Annotated in this window: 19 protein-coding genes; 6 read left to right on the top strand and 13 right to left on the bottom strand. The window is 64.8% G+C overall.

The window, feature by feature from the left end:
• Nucleotides 1-196: 196 nt before the first annotated feature.
• Nucleotides 197-526, bottom strand: a complete 330-nt coding sequence (locus tag Q1V43_RS09720; protein WP_300517094.1) for a hypothetical protein — start codon at nucleotides 524-526, stop codon at nucleotides 197-199.
• Nucleotides 527-606: 80 nt separating this feature from the next.
• Here Q1V43_RS09720 and purB point away from each other — a divergent pair, with 80 nt between their 5' ends.
• The 4 genes from purB to Q1V43_RS09700 all read left to right on the top strand — a co-directional run bounded on the left by purB (nucleotide 607) and on the right by Q1V43_RS09700 (nucleotide 4,527).
• Nucleotides 607-1,911: an adenylosuccinate lyase gene (purB, locus tag Q1V43_RS09715; protein WP_300517091.1), complete on the top strand. Its 1,305-nt coding sequence runs from the start codon at nucleotides 607-609 to the stop codon at nucleotides 1,909-1,911.
• Between the two features lie 67 nt (nucleotides 1,912-1,978).
• Nucleotides 1,979-2,140 (top strand): hypothetical protein, encoded by a 162-nt coding sequence (locus Q1V43_RS09710; RefSeq protein WP_300517088.1) that lies wholly within the window; start codon nucleotides 1,979-1,981, stop codon nucleotides 2,138-2,140.
• A gap of 122 nt (nucleotides 2,141-2,262) precedes the next feature.
• Complete coding sequence (locus Q1V43_RS09705; RefSeq protein ID WP_300517085.1) at nucleotides 2,263-3,381, top strand: FliG C-terminal domain-containing protein; 1,119 nt, start codon at nucleotides 2,263-2,265, stop codon at nucleotides 3,379-3,381.
• A gap of 237 nt (nucleotides 3,382-3,618) precedes the next feature.
• A complete protein-coding gene (locus tag Q1V43_RS09700) occupies nucleotides 3,619-4,527 on the top strand; it encodes a lauroyl acyltransferase (RefSeq protein ID WP_300517082.1) in 909 nt (302 codons plus the stop codon).
• Between the two features lie 181 nt (nucleotides 4,528-4,708).
• Here the strand turns inward: Q1V43_RS09700 and Q1V43_RS09695 are convergent, their stop codons facing one another.
• Nucleotides 4,709-5,341 carry a thioredoxin family protein gene (locus Q1V43_RS09695; RefSeq protein ID WP_300517079.1) on the bottom strand — a complete coding sequence of 211 codons (633 nt, stop codon included), beginning with the start codon at nucleotides 5,339-5,341 and terminating at the stop codon, nucleotides 4,709-4,711.
• Nucleotides 5,342-5,707: 366 nt separating this feature from the next.
• Between Q1V43_RS09695 and acnA the strand changes: the two genes are divergently transcribed.
• Together acnA and Q1V43_RS09685 are read left to right on the top strand one after the other, a co-directional pair.
• Complete coding sequence (gene acnA, locus Q1V43_RS09690) at nucleotides 5,708-8,407, top strand: aconitate hydratase AcnA (protein WP_300517077.1); 2,700 nt, start codon at nucleotides 5,708-5,710, stop codon at nucleotides 8,405-8,407.
• Nucleotides 8,408-8,547: 140 nt separating this feature from the next.
• Entirely contained in the window at nucleotides 8,548-9,255 is a 708-nt protein-coding gene (locus Q1V43_RS09685; protein WP_300517075.1) for an SDR family oxidoreductase, read from the top strand.
• Between the two features lie 281 nt (nucleotides 9,256-9,536).
• On the opposite strand, the gene Q1V43_RS09680 is transcribed toward Q1V43_RS09685, so the two are convergent.
• The 11 genes from Q1V43_RS09680 to Q1V43_RS09630 all read right to left on the bottom strand — a co-directional run.
• Complete coding sequence (locus Q1V43_RS09680; RefSeq protein ID WP_300517071.1) at nucleotides 9,537-10,097, bottom strand: DsbE family thiol:disulfide interchange protein; 561 nt, start codon at nucleotides 10,095-10,097, stop codon at nucleotides 9,537-9,539.
• Complete coding sequence (gene ccmD, locus Q1V43_RS09675; RefSeq protein WP_300517068.1) at nucleotides 10,090-10,248, bottom strand: heme exporter protein CcmD; 159 nt, start codon at nucleotides 10,246-10,248, stop codon at nucleotides 10,090-10,092. Before ccmD ends, Q1V43_RS09680 begins: the two co-directional genes overlap by 8 nt.
• Nucleotides 10,241-11,017, bottom strand: coding sequence for a heme ABC transporter permease CcmC (gene ccmC / locus Q1V43_RS09670; protein ID WP_300517065.1), 777 nt, complete (start codon nucleotides 11,015-11,017; stop codon nucleotides 10,241-10,243). Before ccmC ends, ccmD begins: the two co-directional genes overlap by 8 nt.
• A gap of 52 nt (nucleotides 11,018-11,069) precedes the next feature.
• The gene (gene ccmB / locus Q1V43_RS09665) at nucleotides 11,070-11,726 is read right to left on the bottom strand and encodes a heme exporter protein CcmB (protein ID WP_300517062.1); all 657 of its coding nucleotides are present in this window, start codon (nucleotides 11,724-11,726) and stop codon (nucleotides 11,070-11,072) included.
• Entirely contained in the window at nucleotides 11,723-12,361 is a 639-nt protein-coding gene (gene ccmA / locus Q1V43_RS09660; protein WP_300517059.1) for a heme ABC exporter ATP-binding protein CcmA, read from the bottom strand. The genes ccmB and ccmA overlap by 4 nt, the downstream gene beginning before the upstream one ends.
• 98 nt (nucleotides 12,362-12,459) lie before the next feature.
• The gene (locus tag Q1V43_RS09655; protein ID WP_300517056.1) at nucleotides 12,460-12,813 is read right to left on the bottom strand and encodes an Mth938-like domain-containing protein; all 354 of its coding nucleotides are present in this window, start codon (nucleotides 12,811-12,813) and stop codon (nucleotides 12,460-12,462) included.
• A 7-nt stretch (nucleotides 12,814-12,820) separates the two neighbouring features.
• Entirely contained in the window at nucleotides 12,821-13,573 is a 753-nt protein-coding gene (locus Q1V43_RS09650; protein WP_300517053.1) for a sulfite exporter TauE/SafE family protein, read from the bottom strand.
• Nucleotides 13,566-14,534, bottom strand: a complete 969-nt coding sequence (gene secF, locus Q1V43_RS09645) for a protein translocase subunit SecF (RefSeq protein ID WP_300517050.1) — start codon at nucleotides 14,532-14,534, stop codon at nucleotides 13,566-13,568. Before secF ends, Q1V43_RS09650 begins: the two co-directional genes overlap by 8 nt.
• Nucleotide 14,535: 1 nt before the next feature.
• Nucleotides 14,536-16,197 (bottom strand): protein translocase subunit SecD, encoded by a 1,662-nt coding sequence (gene secD / locus Q1V43_RS09640; protein WP_300517047.1) that lies wholly within the window; start codon nucleotides 16,195-16,197, stop codon nucleotides 14,536-14,538.
• Between the two features lie 23 nt (nucleotides 16,198-16,220).
• Nucleotides 16,221-16,547: a preprotein translocase subunit YajC gene (gene yajC, locus Q1V43_RS09635; protein WP_300517045.1), complete on the bottom strand. Its 327-nt coding sequence runs from the start codon at nucleotides 16,545-16,547 to the stop codon at nucleotides 16,221-16,223.
• Between the two features lie 132 nt (nucleotides 16,548-16,679).
• Nucleotides 16,680-17,416, bottom strand: a protein-coding gene (locus Q1V43_RS09630; RefSeq protein ID WP_300517043.1) for an IS5 family transposase whose coding sequence is annotated in 2 segments (ribosomal slippage) — nucleotides 16,680-17,137 and nucleotides 17,137-17,416 — 738 coding nt annotated over the 2 segments. Because the reading frame shifts where the segments join, the coding sequence is not laid out codon by codon here. This gene is flagged as partial in the annotation.

Genomic DNA, 17,416 nt, shown 5'->3' with positions numbered 1-17,416 from the left:
TGGTGAAAGAATTCGGCAAAGGCGGCCTCTTTTCCCTCCCGGGTTGTCACCTGGAAAATGCGCATGATCATGGGCTCCCCTCCCGTTCTGAACCTGACCGACGGGGACGCCGCCAACCGGGGACGTCGCCCGCCGATCCCTGCCCGATCCTACCACGAGGGGTTATCGCCGCCCAAACACCGGCCGCCAGACACGCCTACTCCAACCGCCCGTCCGTCACATTGCCGAAATCATCGAAGAAGCGCAGCACATCGCCCTCGCGCGCCATGTCGTAGCAGTCCCACCGGTCCGAAGGCGGCCACTGGCTGCAATAGCGGTCCCCGCGCACCGCCCAGTATCCCCAGCTGTCCCCACCCACGTGGTAAAGTGTGCGGCCCGAGGCGCGGAACTCCTGCCAGCCGCCCTCATAGACCAGCCTGCCATCGGTCAGGGCCGCGCGAATCTGCTCCCCCGACATGGGCGAAAATCCCTCTTCGCCCACCGCTGCCCCGGATGAGAGCGCCAACATCATCGCCAAACGCCACATATCGCCCCCCTTCCCTTGTTCCCAAGCCCCCGCTTGTCTATGAGACCCGCAACACAGCCGCAAATCACAAGGTCGTTCTCATGATCCCTCGTTATGCCCGCCCCGACATGGTCGCCATCTGGTCGCCCGAAACCAAGTTCAAGATCTGGTACGAGATCGAGGCGCACGCCTGCGACGCGATGGCCGATCTGGGCGTGATCCCGCGCGAGAACGCGGACGCCGTGTGGAAGGCCAGGGACGTGGAATTCGACGTCGCCCGCATTGATGAAATCGAGGCCGTGACCAAACATGACGTGATCGCCTTCCTGACCCACCTGGCTGAACATGTCGGCTCGGAAGAGGCCCGTTTCGTGCATCAGGGCATGACCTCCTCGGACGTTCTGGACACCTGCCTGAACGTGCAGCTGGTGCGCGCCGCCGACCTGCTTCTGGTCGGCATGGACAAGGTGCTGGACGCGCTGAAGAAACGCGCGCTGGAACACAAGGACACCGTGCGCGTCGGCCGCTCCCACGGCATCCACGCCGAACCCACCACCATGGGCCTGACCTTTGCCCGTTTCTATGCGGAAATGGACCGCAACAAGAACCGCCTTGAGAAAGCCCGCGGGGAAGTCGCCACCGGCGCCATCTCGGGTGCGGTCGGCACTTTCGCGAACATCGACCCGGCGGTCGAGGAACACGTGTGCGAGAAACTGGGCCTGCGCCCGGAGCCGATTTCCACCCAGGTGATCCCGCGCGACCGCCACGCCATGTTCTTCGCGACGCTCGGCGTGATCGCCTCGTCGATCGAAAACATCGCCGTCGAAATCCGCCACATGCAGCGCACCGAAGTGCTGGAAGGCGCCGAATTCTTCTCGATGGGCCAGAAGGGCTCGTCCGCGATGCCGCACAAGAAGAACCCGGTTCTGACCGAAAACCTGACCGGTCTGGCCCGCCTCGTGCGCATGACCGTGATCCCGGCGATGGAGAACGTGGCGCTCTGGCATGAACGTGACATCTCGCACAGCTCGGTCGAACGCGGCATCGGCCCGGATGCGACCGTGACGCTGGACTTTGCCCTGCACCGCCTGGCCGGCGTGATCGACAAGATGCTGGTGTTTCCGGAAAACATGCTGGACAACATGAACAAGTTCCCCGGTCTGGTCATGTCGCAGCGCGTGCTTCTGGCCCTGACCCAGGCCGGTGTGTCGCGTGAAGACGCCTATGCCATGGTGCAACGCAATGCGCTGAAAGTCTGGGAGGAACGGCTGGACTTCCGCGAGCTTCTGTTGGCCGACGAAGCGGTGGTCGATGCGCTGGGCGTCGATGCCATCAACGAGAAATTCGACATGGGCTACCATACCAAACATGTCGATACGATCTTCAAGCGGGTGTTCGGCGACTGACGCCCGCCCGAATTTCCGGAATTTTCCGATCCGTGCTACCATGGGGCCCTTCATCACGGAGGGCCCCATGTTCTTTCGCACCTTTCTGGTCGGGCTGACCCTGGCCGCTTTGGCCATTGCCACACCCGCCACCGCCTGCCCGGGCCATGACCGACAGGCGCAAAGCTGCATACCCGGTTACGCCTGGGACGACGAGGCAGCCACCTGCGTACCCGAGGTGACTGGCTGACATCCCCCGGAAAACGGCGTGATCTGCATGGCTAAAGCGTTTCGTGAAAAACCTGTCGCTCAGGTTCTCCCGAAACGCTTTCGGTAGGGGGGTGTTAACTCCGCCCTGTCACAGTGTCCAAAATGGCGGATGCTGGAGAAGAAGCTTTGGAAAACGCGCTCACGCCGATCGACGACCTTGGCCTGCCCGCCCGCGCCGGCGGGCAAGACCCGGCGCTCGCGCGGCAATCGCGCGGCGCGCAGATGCCAAAACGGCTCAGCCGCAAGCAGAAGGCGGCAATCGTCGTGCGGCTTTTGCTGGCCGAAGGGCTCGACGTGCCCCTGAACACGCTGGACGAGGATCTGCAGGAGGAACTGACGCTGCAGATGTCCTCCATGCGTTTCGTCGACCGCGCCACGGTGAAGGCCGTGGTCGATGAATTCGTGTCGGAGATGGAGGATATCGGTCTCTCCTTTGCCGGCGGGCTGGAAGGGGCATTGAAAACGCTTGAGAAATCCATCAGCCCCGCCACGGCTGCGCGGATCCGCAAACAGGGTGGCGTGCGCGCCACGGGCGACCCGTGGGAGACCATCGTCGGCCTCGATCCCCTGCGCCTCTTGCCGGTGCTGGAGGAAGAAAGCGTCGAGATTGCCGCGGTGCTGCTGTCGAAACTCAAGGTTTCCACCGCCGCCGAACTGCTGGGCCGGCTGTCCGGGCCGCGGGCGCGCCGGGTCGCCTATGCTGTGTCCTTGACCGGGGCGATCGAACCGGAGGTGGTGGAAAAGGTCGGCCGCTCGCTGGCCGAACAGCTCGACGCCCAGCCGCTCAGGGCCTTTGCCGACGGGCCGGTGGAACGGGTGGGCGCAATCCTGAACTTCAGCCCTGCCGCCACCCGCGACGAGGTGCTCCAGGGGCTGGACGAGGACGATGCCGTCTTTGCCGCCGAGGTGCGCAAGGCGATCTTTACCTTCGCCAACATTCCGCAGCGGCTGGACCCCCGCGACATACCCAAGGTCACGAAGGATCTGGACCAGGCCCAACTGATCACCGCCCTGGCCTTCGCCACGGGCGAGATGGGGGAGGTGGTGGAGTTCATCCTGGGTGCCATGTCGAAGCGCCTGGCCGAACAGCTGCGCGAGGAAATGGCCAATCTCGGCAAGGTCAAACCGGGTGATGGAGAAGCGGCAATGAATGCCGTGGTCAACGCGATCCGCGAGTTGGAAGCGGCGGGGGAGGTTCTGCTGATCGCCGAGGATGAGTAAAGCGTTTGGACTTCTTGTTGGGGCGCAAGAACAAGGTGGAGCATTCGGAGCCCCCTGGTGGTATAGGCGTTTCGGCCGGGCGCATGCATTACGGGCCACGCATCCCGACACGCGCCCCGTCTCGCACCCCGTCTCGCACCCTGCCAAAGCTTGTACTTGCGCAGAGCGGGAATTAAGACTGCCCGGACGGGGGGGCACGGTGCGCCCCTGATGGACTCAAGCCGGAACGGGGCGGAAATGCGCGAGCCAAAACGCGGGATCGGGGCCTTTAGCGCCAACCTTGCCTTGCGCATTCTGATCGGCCTGCCGATGGTGCTGCCCTATCACTGGCGCGTCCCGCTGCTGGGCTGGCTTTCTGCCCGGGTGATTGCCCCCCTGGCCGGTTACAACCGCCGGACCCGCTCCAACCTGGCCTATGCCTGCCCCGAGCTTTCCGAGGCAGAGATCCGCCGCCTCTGCCTCGAGGTGGCCGACAATGCCGGCCGGGTTCTGGCCGAGCTGTATTCCCCCCGGGACCGCATCGCTCGCCACGCCTCGCTGCCCCTGACCGGCCCGGGCGTCGCCGCTTTGCAACAGGCCAAGGCCGAGGGCCGCCCGATCGTCGCGGTCTCGGGCCATTTCGGCAATTACGACACGCTGCGCCTGGCCTTTCACCAACGCGGCTACAATATCGGCGGGCTCTATCGTCCGATGCACAATGCCTATTTCAACGCCCATTACGTGCGCCGGTTGACGGAGCTGGCCGAGCCCCTGTTCGAACAGGGGCGCCGCGGTCTCGGGCAGATGATCAAGCACCTGCGCGGCGGCAACATGATCGCCATCCTGACCGATCAGCGCAATGTGCAGGACGGTACGCCGCTGAGTTTCTTCGGCAAGACCGCCCTTACGCCACTTTCGGCCGCCGAACTGGCGCTGAAACATGATGCGTTGTTTGTCTGCTGCTATGCCATCCGGCGGGAAAACGGGCTGGATTTCGACCTCGTGGTCGAAGAGCCGGTTCCGCATTCGGATGCCGAGACGATGATGCAGGCGGTCAATGACAGCCTGGAGGCACGGGTGCGCGCGCATATGGGCCAATGGCTCTGGGTGCACAATCGCTGGAACCTGCATGCGCGCGGCCACAAGGACAATCCGACCGCCAATTAAGGCGGTTCGTCACCAGTTGGCCACGAGGTGATCCCGAACCGGCCACAACACCGGGATCATCCGGGCGTTCCGCCTTCTTGTTGCACCTCTACGGTGGGTCAAAACGCGTATAGAGACGCCCAAGACCGGGTTGTGGCCTACCCTCCCTACCGGGCAGGGTTCGCCAACGGCTTCATTCCTGTCACCGCAGGCGCAGCGCGGCGAGGATCGGACCGACCCCGGCCGTCTGCAGCAGAAGCGCGGCCGGGGCTTCTCCTTCTACTTCCACCTCCAACTGCCAGTTGGCCTGGCCATCCCATTCGCCGACCTCGTCCATCGCGGTGACAATATTGGCATATTCCAGGTTTTGACCGGCGTTCTCGCCCCGGGTGATGCGCACCTGTTCCCGGCGGGTATAGCGCACCAGCACCGCCACGATGCGCGCGGGCAGCGCCTCATCCGTCAGCGGGACCGCCCGAACCCGTGCGACCCCATCCTGCAATCCCCCGGTCAGGATCACGCGGGGGGATGCCATCTGATGGGCGGCAATGGTTTCGGCCACCGCCATCGGCTTGAATCCGATCACGTGGTCGATCCCGCCCACCACCATCTGCGGCGTGTAGATCGACCGCATGCCGGCCGCATAGGAATAGGCTTTCTGGCGTTTGGTATGTTCGGGGCGGGCGAAACTGTCTGCCCAGCCGATATAGTCCCAGTAATCCACATGCAGCGCCAACGGCAGCACATCCTCGCGTGTTTCGGCCAGTTCACGGATCAGCGCGTCGGCCGGCGGACAGGAGGAACAGCCCTGCGAGGTGAAAAGTTCAATGACCACAAGCGGCCGGTCCCCGGCCCTGGCAGACTCCGACAGGGCTCCGGTCAACCCGAGCGCCACTAAAAAAACCGCAACCACTGCTCGCATGCGGAAATTTCCCCTTTTCTGTGCCCGTTCTTGTTAGACCACGGGGCGGGGCACCGCCAATCAAGGTTTTGAGAGCTTTGTGACCCGTGTCCTGACGGGCACGTTATCAGCCCCCAGCCGCACCCGGCCCGGGGTCTGTCTGCCGTTCCGGTTGAAATCTTTCCAGGGGCGCCCGGATCCATCCAAGGGCCTCAAGCCATTGCCCTTGCCTCCGCCCCCCGGGATCGGGGAACATGCTGGGGTGCCCATACCCTGATGCCAATGAAGGGAGCCAACCCCATGACTGTTCAAACCGGCCACGACACGGCCAAGACCCGCCGCACCCTGACCGCAGGCGGGGCCAGGGTCGCCTATTATTCCATCCCGGCCGCCGAGGAGGCCGGGCTGGGCCAGTTCGCCCGCCTGCCCGCCGCGCTGAAAGTGGTGCTGGAAAACATGCTGCGCTTTGAAGACGGCGGGTTTTCCGTTTCCGTCGAGGACATCAAGGCCTTTTCCGACTGGGCCGACAACGGCGGCCGGAACCCGCGCGAGATCGCCGATCGACCGGCCCGCGTCCTGATGCAGGATTTCACCGGCGTGCCCGCAGTCGTGGACCTGGCCGCGATGCGCGACGGGATCAAGGCTCTGGGCGGGGACGCGCAGAAGATCAACCCGCTCAATCCCGTGGACCTGGTCATCGACCACTCGGTCATGATCGACCATTTCGGCACCCCCCGCGCCTTCCAGATGAACGTGGACCGCGAATATGAACGCAACCTGGAACGCTACACCTTCCTCAAATGGGGCCAGTCAGCCTTTGACAATTTCCGTGTGGTGCCGCCGGGCACCGGGATCTGTCACCAGGTAAACGTGGAATACCTGGCCCAGACCGTCTGGACCGATGTGGACCGGAACGGCGAGGCCGTGGCCTACCCCGACACGCTGGTCGGCACCGACAGCCACACCACCATGGTCAATGGCCTGGCCGTTCTGGGCTGGGGCGTCGGCGGGATCGAGGCCGAAGCCGCCATGCTGGGCCAGCCGATTTCCATGCTGATCCCCGAGGTGGTCGGCTTCAGGCTGACCGGCGAGATGGTCGAGGGCACCACCGCCACCGACCTGGTGCTGAAGATCGTCGAAATGCTGCGCGCCCATGGCGTGGTTGGCAAGTTCGTCGAATTCTACGGCGACGGGCTCGATCACCTGTCGCTGCCCGACCGTGCCACCATTGCCAACATGGCGCCGGAATATGGCGCCACCTGCGGCTTTTTCCCGGTCGATGGCGAGACCCTGCGCTACCTGCACCAGACCGGCCGGGACGAGGCCCGGATTGCGCTGGTCGAGGCCTATGCAAAGGAAAACGGTTTCTGGCGCGGTGCGGATTACGCGCCGGTCTATTCCTCGACGCTGGAGCTGGACATGGGAACCGTGGTGCCCGCCATTTCCGGCCCGAAACGCCCGCAGGATTTCCTGGCCCTGTCGGACGCCAAATCCGCCTTTGCGCGTGAGATGGAACAGACCTTCAAACGCGCGATGGATATCTCCGTTCCGGTTGCGGGCGAGGATTACGACATGTCCTCGGGCAAGGTCGTGATCGCCTCGATCACGTCGTGCACCAACACCTCGAATCCCAGCGTTCTGATCGGCGCCGGGCTGGTCGCGCGCAAGGCCCGCGCACTGGGGCTGGACCGTAAACCCTGGGTGAAAACCTCGCTTGCGCCAGGCTCGCAGGTGGTCACGGACTACCTCGAAGCCGCCGGTCTGCAGGAGGACCTGGATGCGCTCGGCTTCAACCTGGTGGGCTATGGCTGTACCACCTGCATCGGCAACTCGGGGCCCCTGCAGCCGGAGATCTCGGCGGCGATCGCCGAAGGCGATCTGGTCGCCGCCGCGGTCCTGTCCGGGAACCGCAACTTCGAGGGCCGCATCTCCCCGGATGTGCGCGCCAACTACCTCGCCTCTCCGCCGCTGGTGGTGGCCTATGCCATCGCGGGCGACATGAACCTGGACCTGACACGCGAGCCGCTGGGGCAGGATGCGGATGGCAATGACGTCTATCTCAAGGACATCTGGCCCAGCAATGCCGAGATCCAGACCCTCGTCGCCCAGACCGTCACCCGCGCGGCCTTCGTTGCGAAATACGCCGACGTGTTCAAGGGTGACGAGAAATGGCGCAGCGTCAAAACCACCGACAGCGAGACCTACGACTGGCCCGCCGCCTCGACCTATGTGCAGAACCCACCCTATTTCCAGGGCATGGGGCCGGAGCCGGGCACGATCACCAACATCGAAGGGGCCAGGGTTCTGCTGCTGCTGGGCGACATGGTGACGACCGACCATATCTCCCCGGCCGGCAGTTTCGCCACCTCCAGCCCGGCCGGGCAATACCTGATCGACCGCCAGGTCGAGCCGCGCGCCTTCAACTCCTACGGCTCGCGGCGCGGCAATCACGAGATCATGATGCGCGGTACTTTCGCCAACATCCGCATCAGGAACGAGATGCTGGCGACGGACGAAGGCATCGTCGAAGGCGGCTATACCCGGGGGCCCGACGGGCGGCAGACCAGCGTCTACGAGGCCTCAATGGCCTATCAGGCGGCGGGCACGCCGCTGGTGGTCTTCGGCGGCGAACAATACGGCGCCGGATCGTCCCGCGACTGGGCGGCCAAGGGCACCGCGCTGCTGGGCGTGAAGGCGGTGATCGCCGAAAGCTTCGAACGCATCCACCGTTCGAACCTGGTGGGCATGGGGGTGATCCCCTTCGAGTTCACCGGCGCAGACACCCGCAAGACCCTTGGCCTGACCGGGGACGAGACCGTCACCATCACCGGGCTCGACAGCATCGAACCGCTGCAGGAGGTTCCCTGCCAAATCACCCGTGCGGACGGCACCGGGCGGACCATTACCCTCAAGTGCCGCATCGATACCGCCCCCGAGATCGAATATATCGAGAACGGTGGCGTGCTGCATTACGTGCTGAGAAACCTGGCCAAGGGATAGCACGGCAAGATCGCCAAGGGCCCCGAATTTGACCACCGGGGCCTTTGGGGCATCCTGAAGGCTCCCGCCCACACGCCTGACTTGCCCTTTCCCTTCCCGCTCAACCTGATACCCTGCCCCTGCGAACAGGAGGCACCCAGATGAGAATTGCACTCGTGACCGGCGGCGGGCGGGGCATCGGCCGCGCGATTGCCGATGATCTGGCCCGGGATCACCGGGTCGCCATTACCTATTTCTCGGACAAACCGGCGGGCAAGCTCTTTGCCATCAAGCATCCCGGCAGCCTGGCAGTGCGCAGCGACCTGACCGATCCCGAGGAACCGGCCGAGCTGATCAAGCTCGTCGTCTCGGCCTTCGGGCGCATCGACCTTCTGGTGAACAACGCTGGCATCGCGCAGGACACGCCGCATGACCGCGTCGATGCCGCCCTGCATGCGCGCATGTACCAGACGAACGTGACCGCCCCCGCCGCCCTGCTGGCCGCCGCATTGCCGCACATGGCGCCGGGCTCGGCGGTTCTGAACATCACCTCGATCAACGCCAGCGCGCCGCCCGAACGCGCGGGGGTCCATGCCGCCAGCAAGGCCGCCTTGATCGCCATGACGAAATCCCAGGCCAGGGCGCTGGGGCCGAGGGGCATCCGCGTGAACGCCATCGCCCCCGGCCCGATCGAGCGCGACCACGCCCCGCGCCCGCAGGACGTCCGGGCGCTGATCCGCGAGGACACGGCGCTCGGGCGCGATGGCACCCCCGCCGACATCGCCGGCCCCGCCCGGTTCCTTCTGAGCGCGGCGGCCGGGTTCATCACCGGCGAGGTTCTGACCGTATCGGGTGGCTACCGGCTCTGACCCGCACCGGTTGGCGCTGAACATCCGGCTGCCTGCCAGCGCCCCGGCCTGCCAGCACAGCCCGCCCCGGCACAGTCCGTCATTGTGCCGCCCCCGTCGAAAGCCCACTTGGTCGGTCGGGCCGGTCCAATCCTGTCATGTGGTTCCATCCCGGTCCCCTTGGGGCCTGCCCCCGGGGTCGCGCAATGTCCTGGCAAAATCCGTGGAACCGAAAATGAAACGGGCGCCCGGAGGCGCCCGCGAGACGTCGCGCATGCCGAAGGCACGCCTTTCGGCGGCGCCTAGTTCGCCGCGGCCTCTGCCATGGCCGGGCGGATCACGTTTTCCAGGATGGACGCGGTAATCGGCCCGGCAAAACGTTTCACCACCGTGCCATTGCCGTCGATCACGAAGGTCTCCGGCACGCCGTAAAGGCCCCAGTCCAGCGCCGTGCGCCCGTCCGGGTCGGCGGCAAGCTCCGCATAGGGGTCGCCCAGCTCTTCAAGGAACTGCAGACCCTTTACCGGGTCGTCCTTGTAGTTGATGCCATAGAGGACGATGCCCTCGGCCTGCATCTCCATCAGCTGGGCATGTTCGACCCGGCAGGGCGCGCACCAGCTGGCGAAGAAATTGACCAGTTTCACGCCATCCGCCTTCAGCATCTCGTCGGTGAACACTTCCCTGTCGCCCAGCTGGGTCAGGGTCAGCGCCGGAACGGTCCCCCCTTCCCGGGTCGAGGGCAACTTGTTTCCCCCCTCCTTGCCGGTCATGCCCCACAGGAACAGGGCCGCGAGCAGCGCGAACAGCACCGGCGGCAGGATCATCAGGGGCGAAATGCCCTTCTTCTTCGTCTCTTCAGCCATTGCGCGCCTTCCTGCGGTCCTCGGCAGCCTTCAGCCGCGCCCTGGCGTTCACCGACTGGCGCCAGGTGATCACGCCCAGCAGAACCAGCAGAAGGATCGTCACCCCCCACGAGGACATGACGGCGCCTGCATATTTCCCGAGATCAAGCATCAATCATCCTTTCCCGCGTTTCCAGCGCGTGCAGGCGGCGCAGCCGGACCTCGGTCCGGGTGCGGATCAACAGCAGCAGCACGAACAGCGCCACAAAGCCGACCAGGGTCAGAACCAGCGGGAACCAGTAGACGTCCGAGACATTCTCCTGCTTGTCCAGCGACAGCGAGGCGCCCTGGTGCAGGCCTTGATTCCAGAAATTCACCGCGTAGCGGCTGAGCAGTGCAAAGACCGAGCCGACGATGCACAGCACCGCGGTCAGGTCGGCGGCGGTATCCGGGTTCTCGATCGCGCCCCACAGCGCCATGTAGCCCAGGTAGAACAGGAACAGGATCAGGAACGAGGTCAGGCGCGGGTCCCAGGCCCAGTAGGTGCCCCACATGGGTTCGCCCCAGATCGCCCCGGTGAACAGCGCGGCCAGCGTCATCACCATGCCGATCAGCGCGGCGGCCTTGGCGGCCAGCGCCGAGACCTGGTGGCGGCGCACGATCCAGATCAGCGAGGCCACCAGCATCATGACCCAGATATTGATCGCCATCATCGCGGTCGGCACATGCACATAGATGATCTTGACCGAGGAGCCGAACTTGTCCGCCTCGGGGGTAAAGAAGAAGCCCCAGATGACCCCGGGCACCAGCGTCAGCGCCGCGATTGCCGCCGCAAAGGGCAGCACCTTGCCGGACAGGGCCATGAACTTGACCGGGTTGGCCCATTCCCAGAGCCAGTTCCAGCGGTCATCGGCCTGTTTGGTACGTTGAGCGTTTGTCATGGGCTGTTTCCTATGTGCGCAGGAGGCGTCTCGCAAGGGGGCGGCGTTCACATTATCTCAAGTTGACACGAATGGCCGCAGCGGCCGCAAATGGCAAGAGCGCGATCGAACCCGCGGTGATCCCGGCCATCAGCGCCAGCGGCGTGGCATTGGCCATGCCCTCGGTGCCGCGCGTCGCGGCCTCGGCGCCGAAGATCAGCGTCGGGATGTAAAGCGGCAGCACCAGCAGCGACATGAGCAGCCCGCCGCGTTTCAGCCCGACGGTCAGGGCGGCCCCGAAGGCGCCGATCATCGACAGGGCGGGCGTACCGATCAACAGGGTCACGAAGACCCAGATGTGCCCGGTGCCGGGCAGGTTCAGAAGCGTGGCAAAGACCGGCGCGGACAGGGTCAGCGGCAGGCCCGTGACCAGCCAGTGCGCCAGCGCCTTCACCGCCACGGCACCCTCCATCGGCAGGGGCGCAGTCGCCAGCAGGTCCAGCGTTCCGTCCTCGTAGTCGAGCTGAAAGATCCGGTCGAGCGACAGCAGGCAGGCCAGCAGCGCGCCGACCCACAGGATGCCCGGCGCGATCCTGGCCAGCGTCGCGCTTTCCGGTCCGACCCCGAAGGGCACCAGTACGGTAACGATCAGGAAAAAGGCCAGCCCGAGGCCGAAGCCCCCGCCGGCGCGCATCGCAAGGCGCAGATCCCGGATCAGCAGCGCGATCATTCGAAGGCCCCCTCGAAATCAGTGTCAAAGGCGGTGGCCACCTTCGGCGCACCGTTGGGATCGGCGCGAAAGGGGGAAACGTCGAAGATGCCCGCCTCCAGCCCCATGTCGATATGGGTCGCAATCAGCGCCGAGCCCCCCCCCGCCACATGGGCGCGTACCGCATCGGCGAACAGCGCGACCGAGGCCACGTCCAGCGACACGGTGGGTTCATCCAGCAGCCAGATCGGCCGCCCTGTCACCAGCAGGCGCGCCAGGCCCAGGCGGCGTTTCTGCCCCGCCGACAGGTTCTGCGAGGCGCGGTTCAGAAGGCCCTTCAGATTGAACGCCTCCACTGCGGGCGCAATGTCATGGGTGCCATAGACCGAGGCCCAGAAATGCAGGTTTTCCTCAACCGACAGGGTCGCCTTCAACCCGTCCGCATGGGCGCCATAGGCAATCGCCTCGGGCTCCAGACTGATGGAACCTTCCAGCGGCGGCTGCAGCCCGGCGAGCGTGCGCAGAAGCGTGGTCTTGCCCGAGCCATTGGGCCCGCGCAGAATCAGGATCCCGCCGGGGCGCAGGGTGAATTCCAGCCCCTCCAGCACCGGCAGACCACCCCGGGTCACGGTCAGGTTTTCGACGAATAGGTCCATGTCTTGCGCGTTTTCCTGTCTCACTGTGCCCCTTGTCCCCGATCCGCAGAGCCGATGCCTTGACATGGCTCAAGCTTTTGACGGGCGAGCCGCTGCCCTCAGACCGGCAACGCGGCCAGCGCGACCCGGCGTCCCTCGCTGAGCAAAACGTTGTAGGTGCGGCAGGCGGCGGGACTGGCCATGGGCTCGATGCCCATGCCGGACCGTTCGACCGCCGCGCGCACGGGGCCGGGCACATGGGCGGTCTCGGCGCCGGTGCCCAGGAAGATCACGTCGATCTCGCCTGACAGCGCCTCCAATGCGGCCAGATCGTCATAGCCGCCCCAGCTGATCGCGCGGCTGCCCGTGACCAACATGGCCCCGTGGATCACCTCGCCCGCGACGCGGAAGAATCCCGGCCCGTAGCCATCGATCGGCACGGCGCTGTCATAGGTCACTTCGGTCAGTTTCATCTTGTCCTCAATCGAAAAGCGGCAGGCCCGACAGGGCGGAAATGGCGATTAGCCCATAGGCCACGGCGCGGTAGGCGCGCTCGTATCCCGGGCGAAACAGCCAGGCCCCCAGCAGGTTGCCCGCAAGATAGGGCACGGCCAGCGCAATGCCCAGCAAAAGGCTGCTCAGCTCCATGCGGCCCATCACGGTCAGCACCCCGATCATCAGGATATCAACGCCGAACAGGTACAAAAACAGGTTGGCCCGGATCACTTTTGCCGGGTGTGGCGAGGCCATGTAGGTCATGATCACCGGCGGACCGGCCAGCCCCGTGGCCCCGCCCAGAAAGCCCCCCAGCATGCCCACGCCATAGACCATTCCCCGTTTCAGCTCGCCGAGATATCGCCAGCCGCTGATCAACAGCACCAGAAGCCCCAGCGACAAAAGCGACACTGAATAGCGAAACACCTCCGGCGCCACCAGGGTCAAGACCCAGACGCCGATGGGCATGGCCACCACCAGCCCCGCACAAAGGCGCAGCGCGTCGCGCCTGTGCCCGTCGCGAAAGGCCCTGGGCAAGGTGGGCAGCGGACCGATCACGTCCATCGCGGTGAGGGTGATGAGCGCGCCGAAGGGGGACAGGAACTGCCCCGCCACCGGCATGTAGATCATCGCCGTGCCGAAACCGGTAAAGCCCCGCACCACACCGGCGATCAGGGCCACCGTCGCGAGCCAGCCCAGACCGGGCTGATCCGGAACGGCGGCCAGGATCTCAGGCATCAATGCCCGCGTACTGGTTTCCCGCGTTCGCGTCGGGCTTAGACCAGTCGCGTTTCACACCCAGGCGCAGAAGGATCGCCGAGGCGACGAAGATCGACGAATAGGTGCCCACGATCACGCCCCAGATCATCGCGAAGACGAAGCCGCGGATCACGTCCCCGCCCAGAACGTAAAGCGACACCAGCGCGATCAGCGTGGTGACAGAGGTCATCACCGTGCGCGACAGGGTCTCGTTTATCGACAGGTTCATAACCTCTTTCAGGTCCATCTTCTTGTAGCGCCGCAGGTTCTCGCGCACCCGGTCGAAAACGACCACGGTGTCGTTCAGCGAATAGCCGACAATGGTCAGCAGCGCGGCGATGATCGCCAGGTCGAACTTGATCTGCAGGACCGAGAAGATGCCGATGGTCAGCACCACGTCATGGACCAGCGCGGCCACCGCACCGAGGCTGAACTGCCATTCGAAACGCAGCCAGATATAGATCAGCACCGCGCCAATGGCGGCCAGAACCGCATAGACCGCCGCCAGCACCAGCTCGCCCGACACTTTCGGCCCGACGCTTTCCACGCTGGGGAAGGTGATCGCCGGGTCCACGGTCTTCAGGGCCGCTTCGATGGCCGACAGGGTCTCGGGCGTGATCGCCTCCTGCCCGTCCTGCGCCTCGATGCGAATCTGGCTTACGTGCTGGTTGGCGCGGAAGTTCACGTCATTGACCGCCACGATCGAGATATCGCCCAGATCCAGCGGGGTCAGAGCGTCGCGATAGCTGCCCACGTCAACCGCCTGGGTACTTTCGGTGCGGATCGTGGTGCCGCCCTTGAAGTCGATCCCGAAATTCAGCCCGATCACGAAGAAGGCGACAACCGAGGCGGCCATCAGAACGGCCGAGAATCCGAAGGTCAGCGGCGTCTTGCCGAAGAAATCCCAGTTGGTCTCGGCGGGAACCAGTCTCAGACGCATGTCAGACCTCCAGGCTCTTGGGTTTGCGGTATTCGAACCACGTGATGATCATCAGGCGGGTGACGAAAATGGCGGTAAAGACCGAGGTGATGATGCCCAGCCCCAGCGTGACCGAGAAACCCCGCACCGGGCCCGAGCCCATCACGAACAGGATCACCGCAGTGATGAAGGTGGTGATATTGGCGTCCAGAATGGCCGACAGCGCCTTTTCATAGCCCAGCTCGATCGCGCGGGCCGGTCCGCGACCCGATTTCAGCTCCTCGCGGATGCGTTCGAACACCAGCACATTGGCGTCCACCGCCATGCCGATGGTCAGAACGATGCCCGCGATGCCCGGCAGGGTCAGCGTCGCGCCGATGGCGCTGAGCAGGCCGAAGATCAGCCCGACATTCAGCACCAGCGCCACATTGGCCATCACGCCGAACCAGCCATAGCTCAGACCCATGAAGATCAGCACGCCGGCGAAGGCGACGACCGACGCCACCTTGCCCGCGTCGATGCTGTCCTGCCCCAGCTCCGGACCCACGGTGCGTTCCTGCACATAGGTCAATTCGGCGGGCAGCGCGCCCGCGCGCAGCAGGATCGCCAGCTCGGTCGAGCTTTCGATGGTGAAGTTGCCGGTAATGATGCCCGAACCACCACAGATCTGTTCGTTGATGCGCGGGGCCGAGATCACCTCTTCGTCCAACACGATGGCAAAGGGCTGACCGACATTCTCGCCGGTATAGTCACAGAACTTGCGCGCGCCCGAGACATTGAACTGGAAGTTCACCGCCGGAAGCCCGTTCTGGTCAAAGCTGGGCTGCGCGTTGTTCAGCTCTTCGCCGGTGACGACCGGAGTTTTCTCCAGCACATAGAAGATTCCTTCCTCGTCCTGCGACGGGAGGATGACATTGCGCGCGCCCGGCTCGGCCGCCCCGTCCGAGGTGCGGCTGATCACCGGCTGGAAGGACAGAAGGGCGGTCTTTCCGATCAGGTCCTTCAGCTCCTGCGCCGAGCCCAGACCCGGCACCTGCACCAGGATCCGGTCGGTGCCCTGACGCTGGATGATGGGTTCGCGGGTGCCCGCCTCGTCGACCCGGCGGCGAATGATTTCCAGCGACTGCTGCATGGTACGGTCATCGGTCGCCAGACGCTCGGCCTCCGACAGGGTGACGACGATCTCGTCGCCCTCGCCCGCCACCTCGATATCGGTGGAACCGACTCCGGTCAGCGTGACCACCGGGCGGGCCAGGCCGCGCACCAGCTCCAGCGCCCGGGCCATGCCCTCGGGCTGGCTGATCCGGACACGCAGCTCGTCGGGCGCGCTGTCCTGGCGGCGAATGGTGCCGACCGTCGCGCGCTCGTCGCGCAGGGCCGACAGAACCTCGGGCCAGATCGCATCCATGCGCGTGGCATAGACGTCCTCGACATGGACCTCGGCCAGTAGATGGGCACCGCCGCGCAGGTCCAGCCCCAGGTTCACCAGCGCCGAGGGCATCCATGTGGGCCAGGCCCCCGCGATCGCCTCGCGCTCCGGCGTCGCGCCGAAGGCCTCGATCTCGAGCACCGCGTCATTGTGCCCCTCAACCCGCGTGTAGAAGGCGTTGGGCAGGGCAAAGGCCAGCCCCAGCACCACCAGGGCCCAGATAACGACCCGTTTCCAAAGTGAAATCTGAAGCATTAGCCCCGCCTGCCCTTGTTATGTCAGCTTGCCGCCGGTTCGGTCTTGCTCATCACCTGGGCGATGGTGGTCTTGACCACGCGCACCTTCACGCCCTCGGCCAGTTCCAGTTCGATCTCAGTGTCGTCCTTGACCTTGACCACCTTGCCGATCAGACCGCCCGCAGTGACAACCTGGTCGCCCCGACGCAGTGCTTCAAGCATCCCCTGATGCTCTTTCATCTTTTTCTGCTGCGGACGGATCATCAGAAAGTACATGATCGCAAAGACCAGCACCATCGGAACAATCAACGAGCCAAGGCCGCCCGCGGCACCCCCAGCAGCCTGCGCATAAGCCGGCGTTACAAACATTCGGTATCCCCTCGTTTTGGGGGGCATCCGCCCCCGGAAAGCTGGCGCGCACCCTATATGGGGGTCCGGGGGTTGTCCAGCAACGGGCACAACAGAATTCGCCGGAAGTCACCGCGCGGAATCGCGCCGCATCTAGGTAGTGGACTCATAAACTCTGGTCCAAAGTCTGGCCGATGCGAGTGCGACGGCTGAGAGAAAGGTGATGGCGAGTTTCTCGAAGCGCGTGGCGATACGGCGGAAGTGTTTGAGCTTGTTGAAGTATCGCTCCACGAGGTTGCGCTGGCGATAGATCGTCCGGTCGACGGATCGCTGAACCTTTCGGTCGCGTTGGGTGGGAATGTGAGCCTCTGCTCCACGCGCCTCGATCCGTTCGACCAGCGCCTTCGCGTCATAGCCGCGGTCCGCCACGACATGAGCCGTGCGCGTTAGGCTGTCAATCAAGGCCGGTGCCGCCGCCTTGTCGCTGGCCTGACCGGGGCTGATCGACAATCGGATCGGCAAACCCGCCTCATCCACAACCGCGTTGATCTTGGTGCTCAATCCGCCACGAGAGCGACCGATGGCGTGATCTGTGCCCCCTTTTTTCCGCCCGCCGCATGTTGATGGGCGCGGATGATGGAGCTGTCTATGAAGGCCATGGATTCCGTCGATTGCGACGATAAGGCATTGAAGATATTGATCCAGACGCCCGCCTTGGCCCAACGATTGAAGCGGTTGTAGACCGTGGTGTAGGGGCCGTATCGCTCGGGCAGATCGCGCCAGGGCGAGCCGGTGCGCAGGATGTAGAATATCCCGTTCAGTACCGTCCGGTCATCGACGCGCGCGACCCCACGCGGCTTGTTCGGCAGGAGCGGCTGGATAATCCGCCA

Source organism: Aliiroseovarius sp., assembly GCF_030148435.1.
In the GTDB taxonomy this organism is placed as follows: Bacteria; Pseudomonadota; Alphaproteobacteria; order Rhodobacterales; family Rhodobacteraceae; genus JASBTN01.
This window is presented reverse-complemented; position numbering and strand designations above follow the sequence as displayed.

Bases quoted from the DNA above. Each gene is read 5' to 3' on its own strand.
- purB (WP_300517091.1), top strand. From the start codon at position 607: ATGATCCCTCGTTATGCCCGCCCCGACATGGTCGCCATCTGGTCGCCC.
- Q1V43_RS09720 (WP_300517094.1), bottom strand. From the start codon at position 526: ATGTGGCGTTTGGCGATGATGTTGGCGCTCTCATCCGGGGCAGCGGTG.
- ccmA (WP_300517059.1), bottom strand. From the start codon at position 12,361: ATGGACCTATTCGTCGAAAACCTGACCGTGACCCGGGGTGGTCTGCCG.
- ccmB (WP_300517062.1), bottom strand. From the start codon at position 11,726: ATGATCGCGCTGCTGATCCGGGATCTGCGCCTTGCGATGCGCGCCGGC.
- Q1V43_RS09705 (WP_300517085.1), top strand. From the start codon at position 2,263: ATGGCGGATGCTGGAGAAGAAGCTTTGGAAAACGCGCTCACGCCGATC.
- yajC (WP_300517045.1), bottom strand. From the start codon at position 16,547: ATGTTTGTAACGCCGGCTTATGCGCAGGCTGCTGGGGGTGCCGCGGGC.
- Q1V43_RS09655 (WP_300517056.1), bottom strand. From the start codon at position 12,813: ATGAAACTGACCGAAGTGACCTATGACAGCGCCGTGCCGATCGATGGC.
- secF (WP_300517050.1), bottom strand. From the start codon at position 14,534: ATGCGTCTGAGACTGGTTCCCGCCGAGACCAACTGGGATTTCTTCGGC.
- ccmC (WP_300517065.1), bottom strand. From the start codon at position 11,017: ATGACAAACGCTCAACGTACCAAACAGGCCGATGACCGCTGGAACTGG.
- Q1V43_RS09685 (WP_300517075.1), top strand. From the start codon at position 8,548: ATGAGAATTGCACTCGTGACCGGCGGCGGGCGGGGCATCGGCCGCGCG.
- secD (WP_300517047.1), bottom strand. From the start codon at position 16,197: ATGCTTCAGATTTCACTTTGGAAACGGGTCGTTATCTGGGCCCTGGTG.
- Q1V43_RS09700 (WP_300517082.1), top strand. From the start codon at position 3,619: ATGCGCGAGCCAAAACGCGGGATCGGGGCCTTTAGCGCCAACCTTGCC.
- ccmD (WP_300517068.1), bottom strand. From the start codon at position 10,248: ATGCTTGATCTCGGGAAATATGCAGGCGCCGTCATGTCCTCGTGGGGG.
- acnA (WP_300517077.1), top strand. From the start codon at position 5,708: ATGACTGTTCAAACCGGCCACGACACGGCCAAGACCCGCCGCACCCTG.
- Q1V43_RS09710 (WP_300517088.1), top strand. From the start codon at position 1,979: ATGTTCTTTCGCACCTTTCTGGTCGGGCTGACCCTGGCCGCTTTGGCC.
- Q1V43_RS09680 (WP_300517071.1), bottom strand. From the start codon at position 10,097: ATGGCTGAAGAGACGAAGAAGAAGGGCATTTCGCCCCTGATGATCCTG.
- Q1V43_RS09650 (WP_300517053.1), bottom strand. From the start codon at position 13,573: ATGCCTGAGATCCTGGCCGCCGTTCCGGATCAGCCCGGTCTGGGCTGG.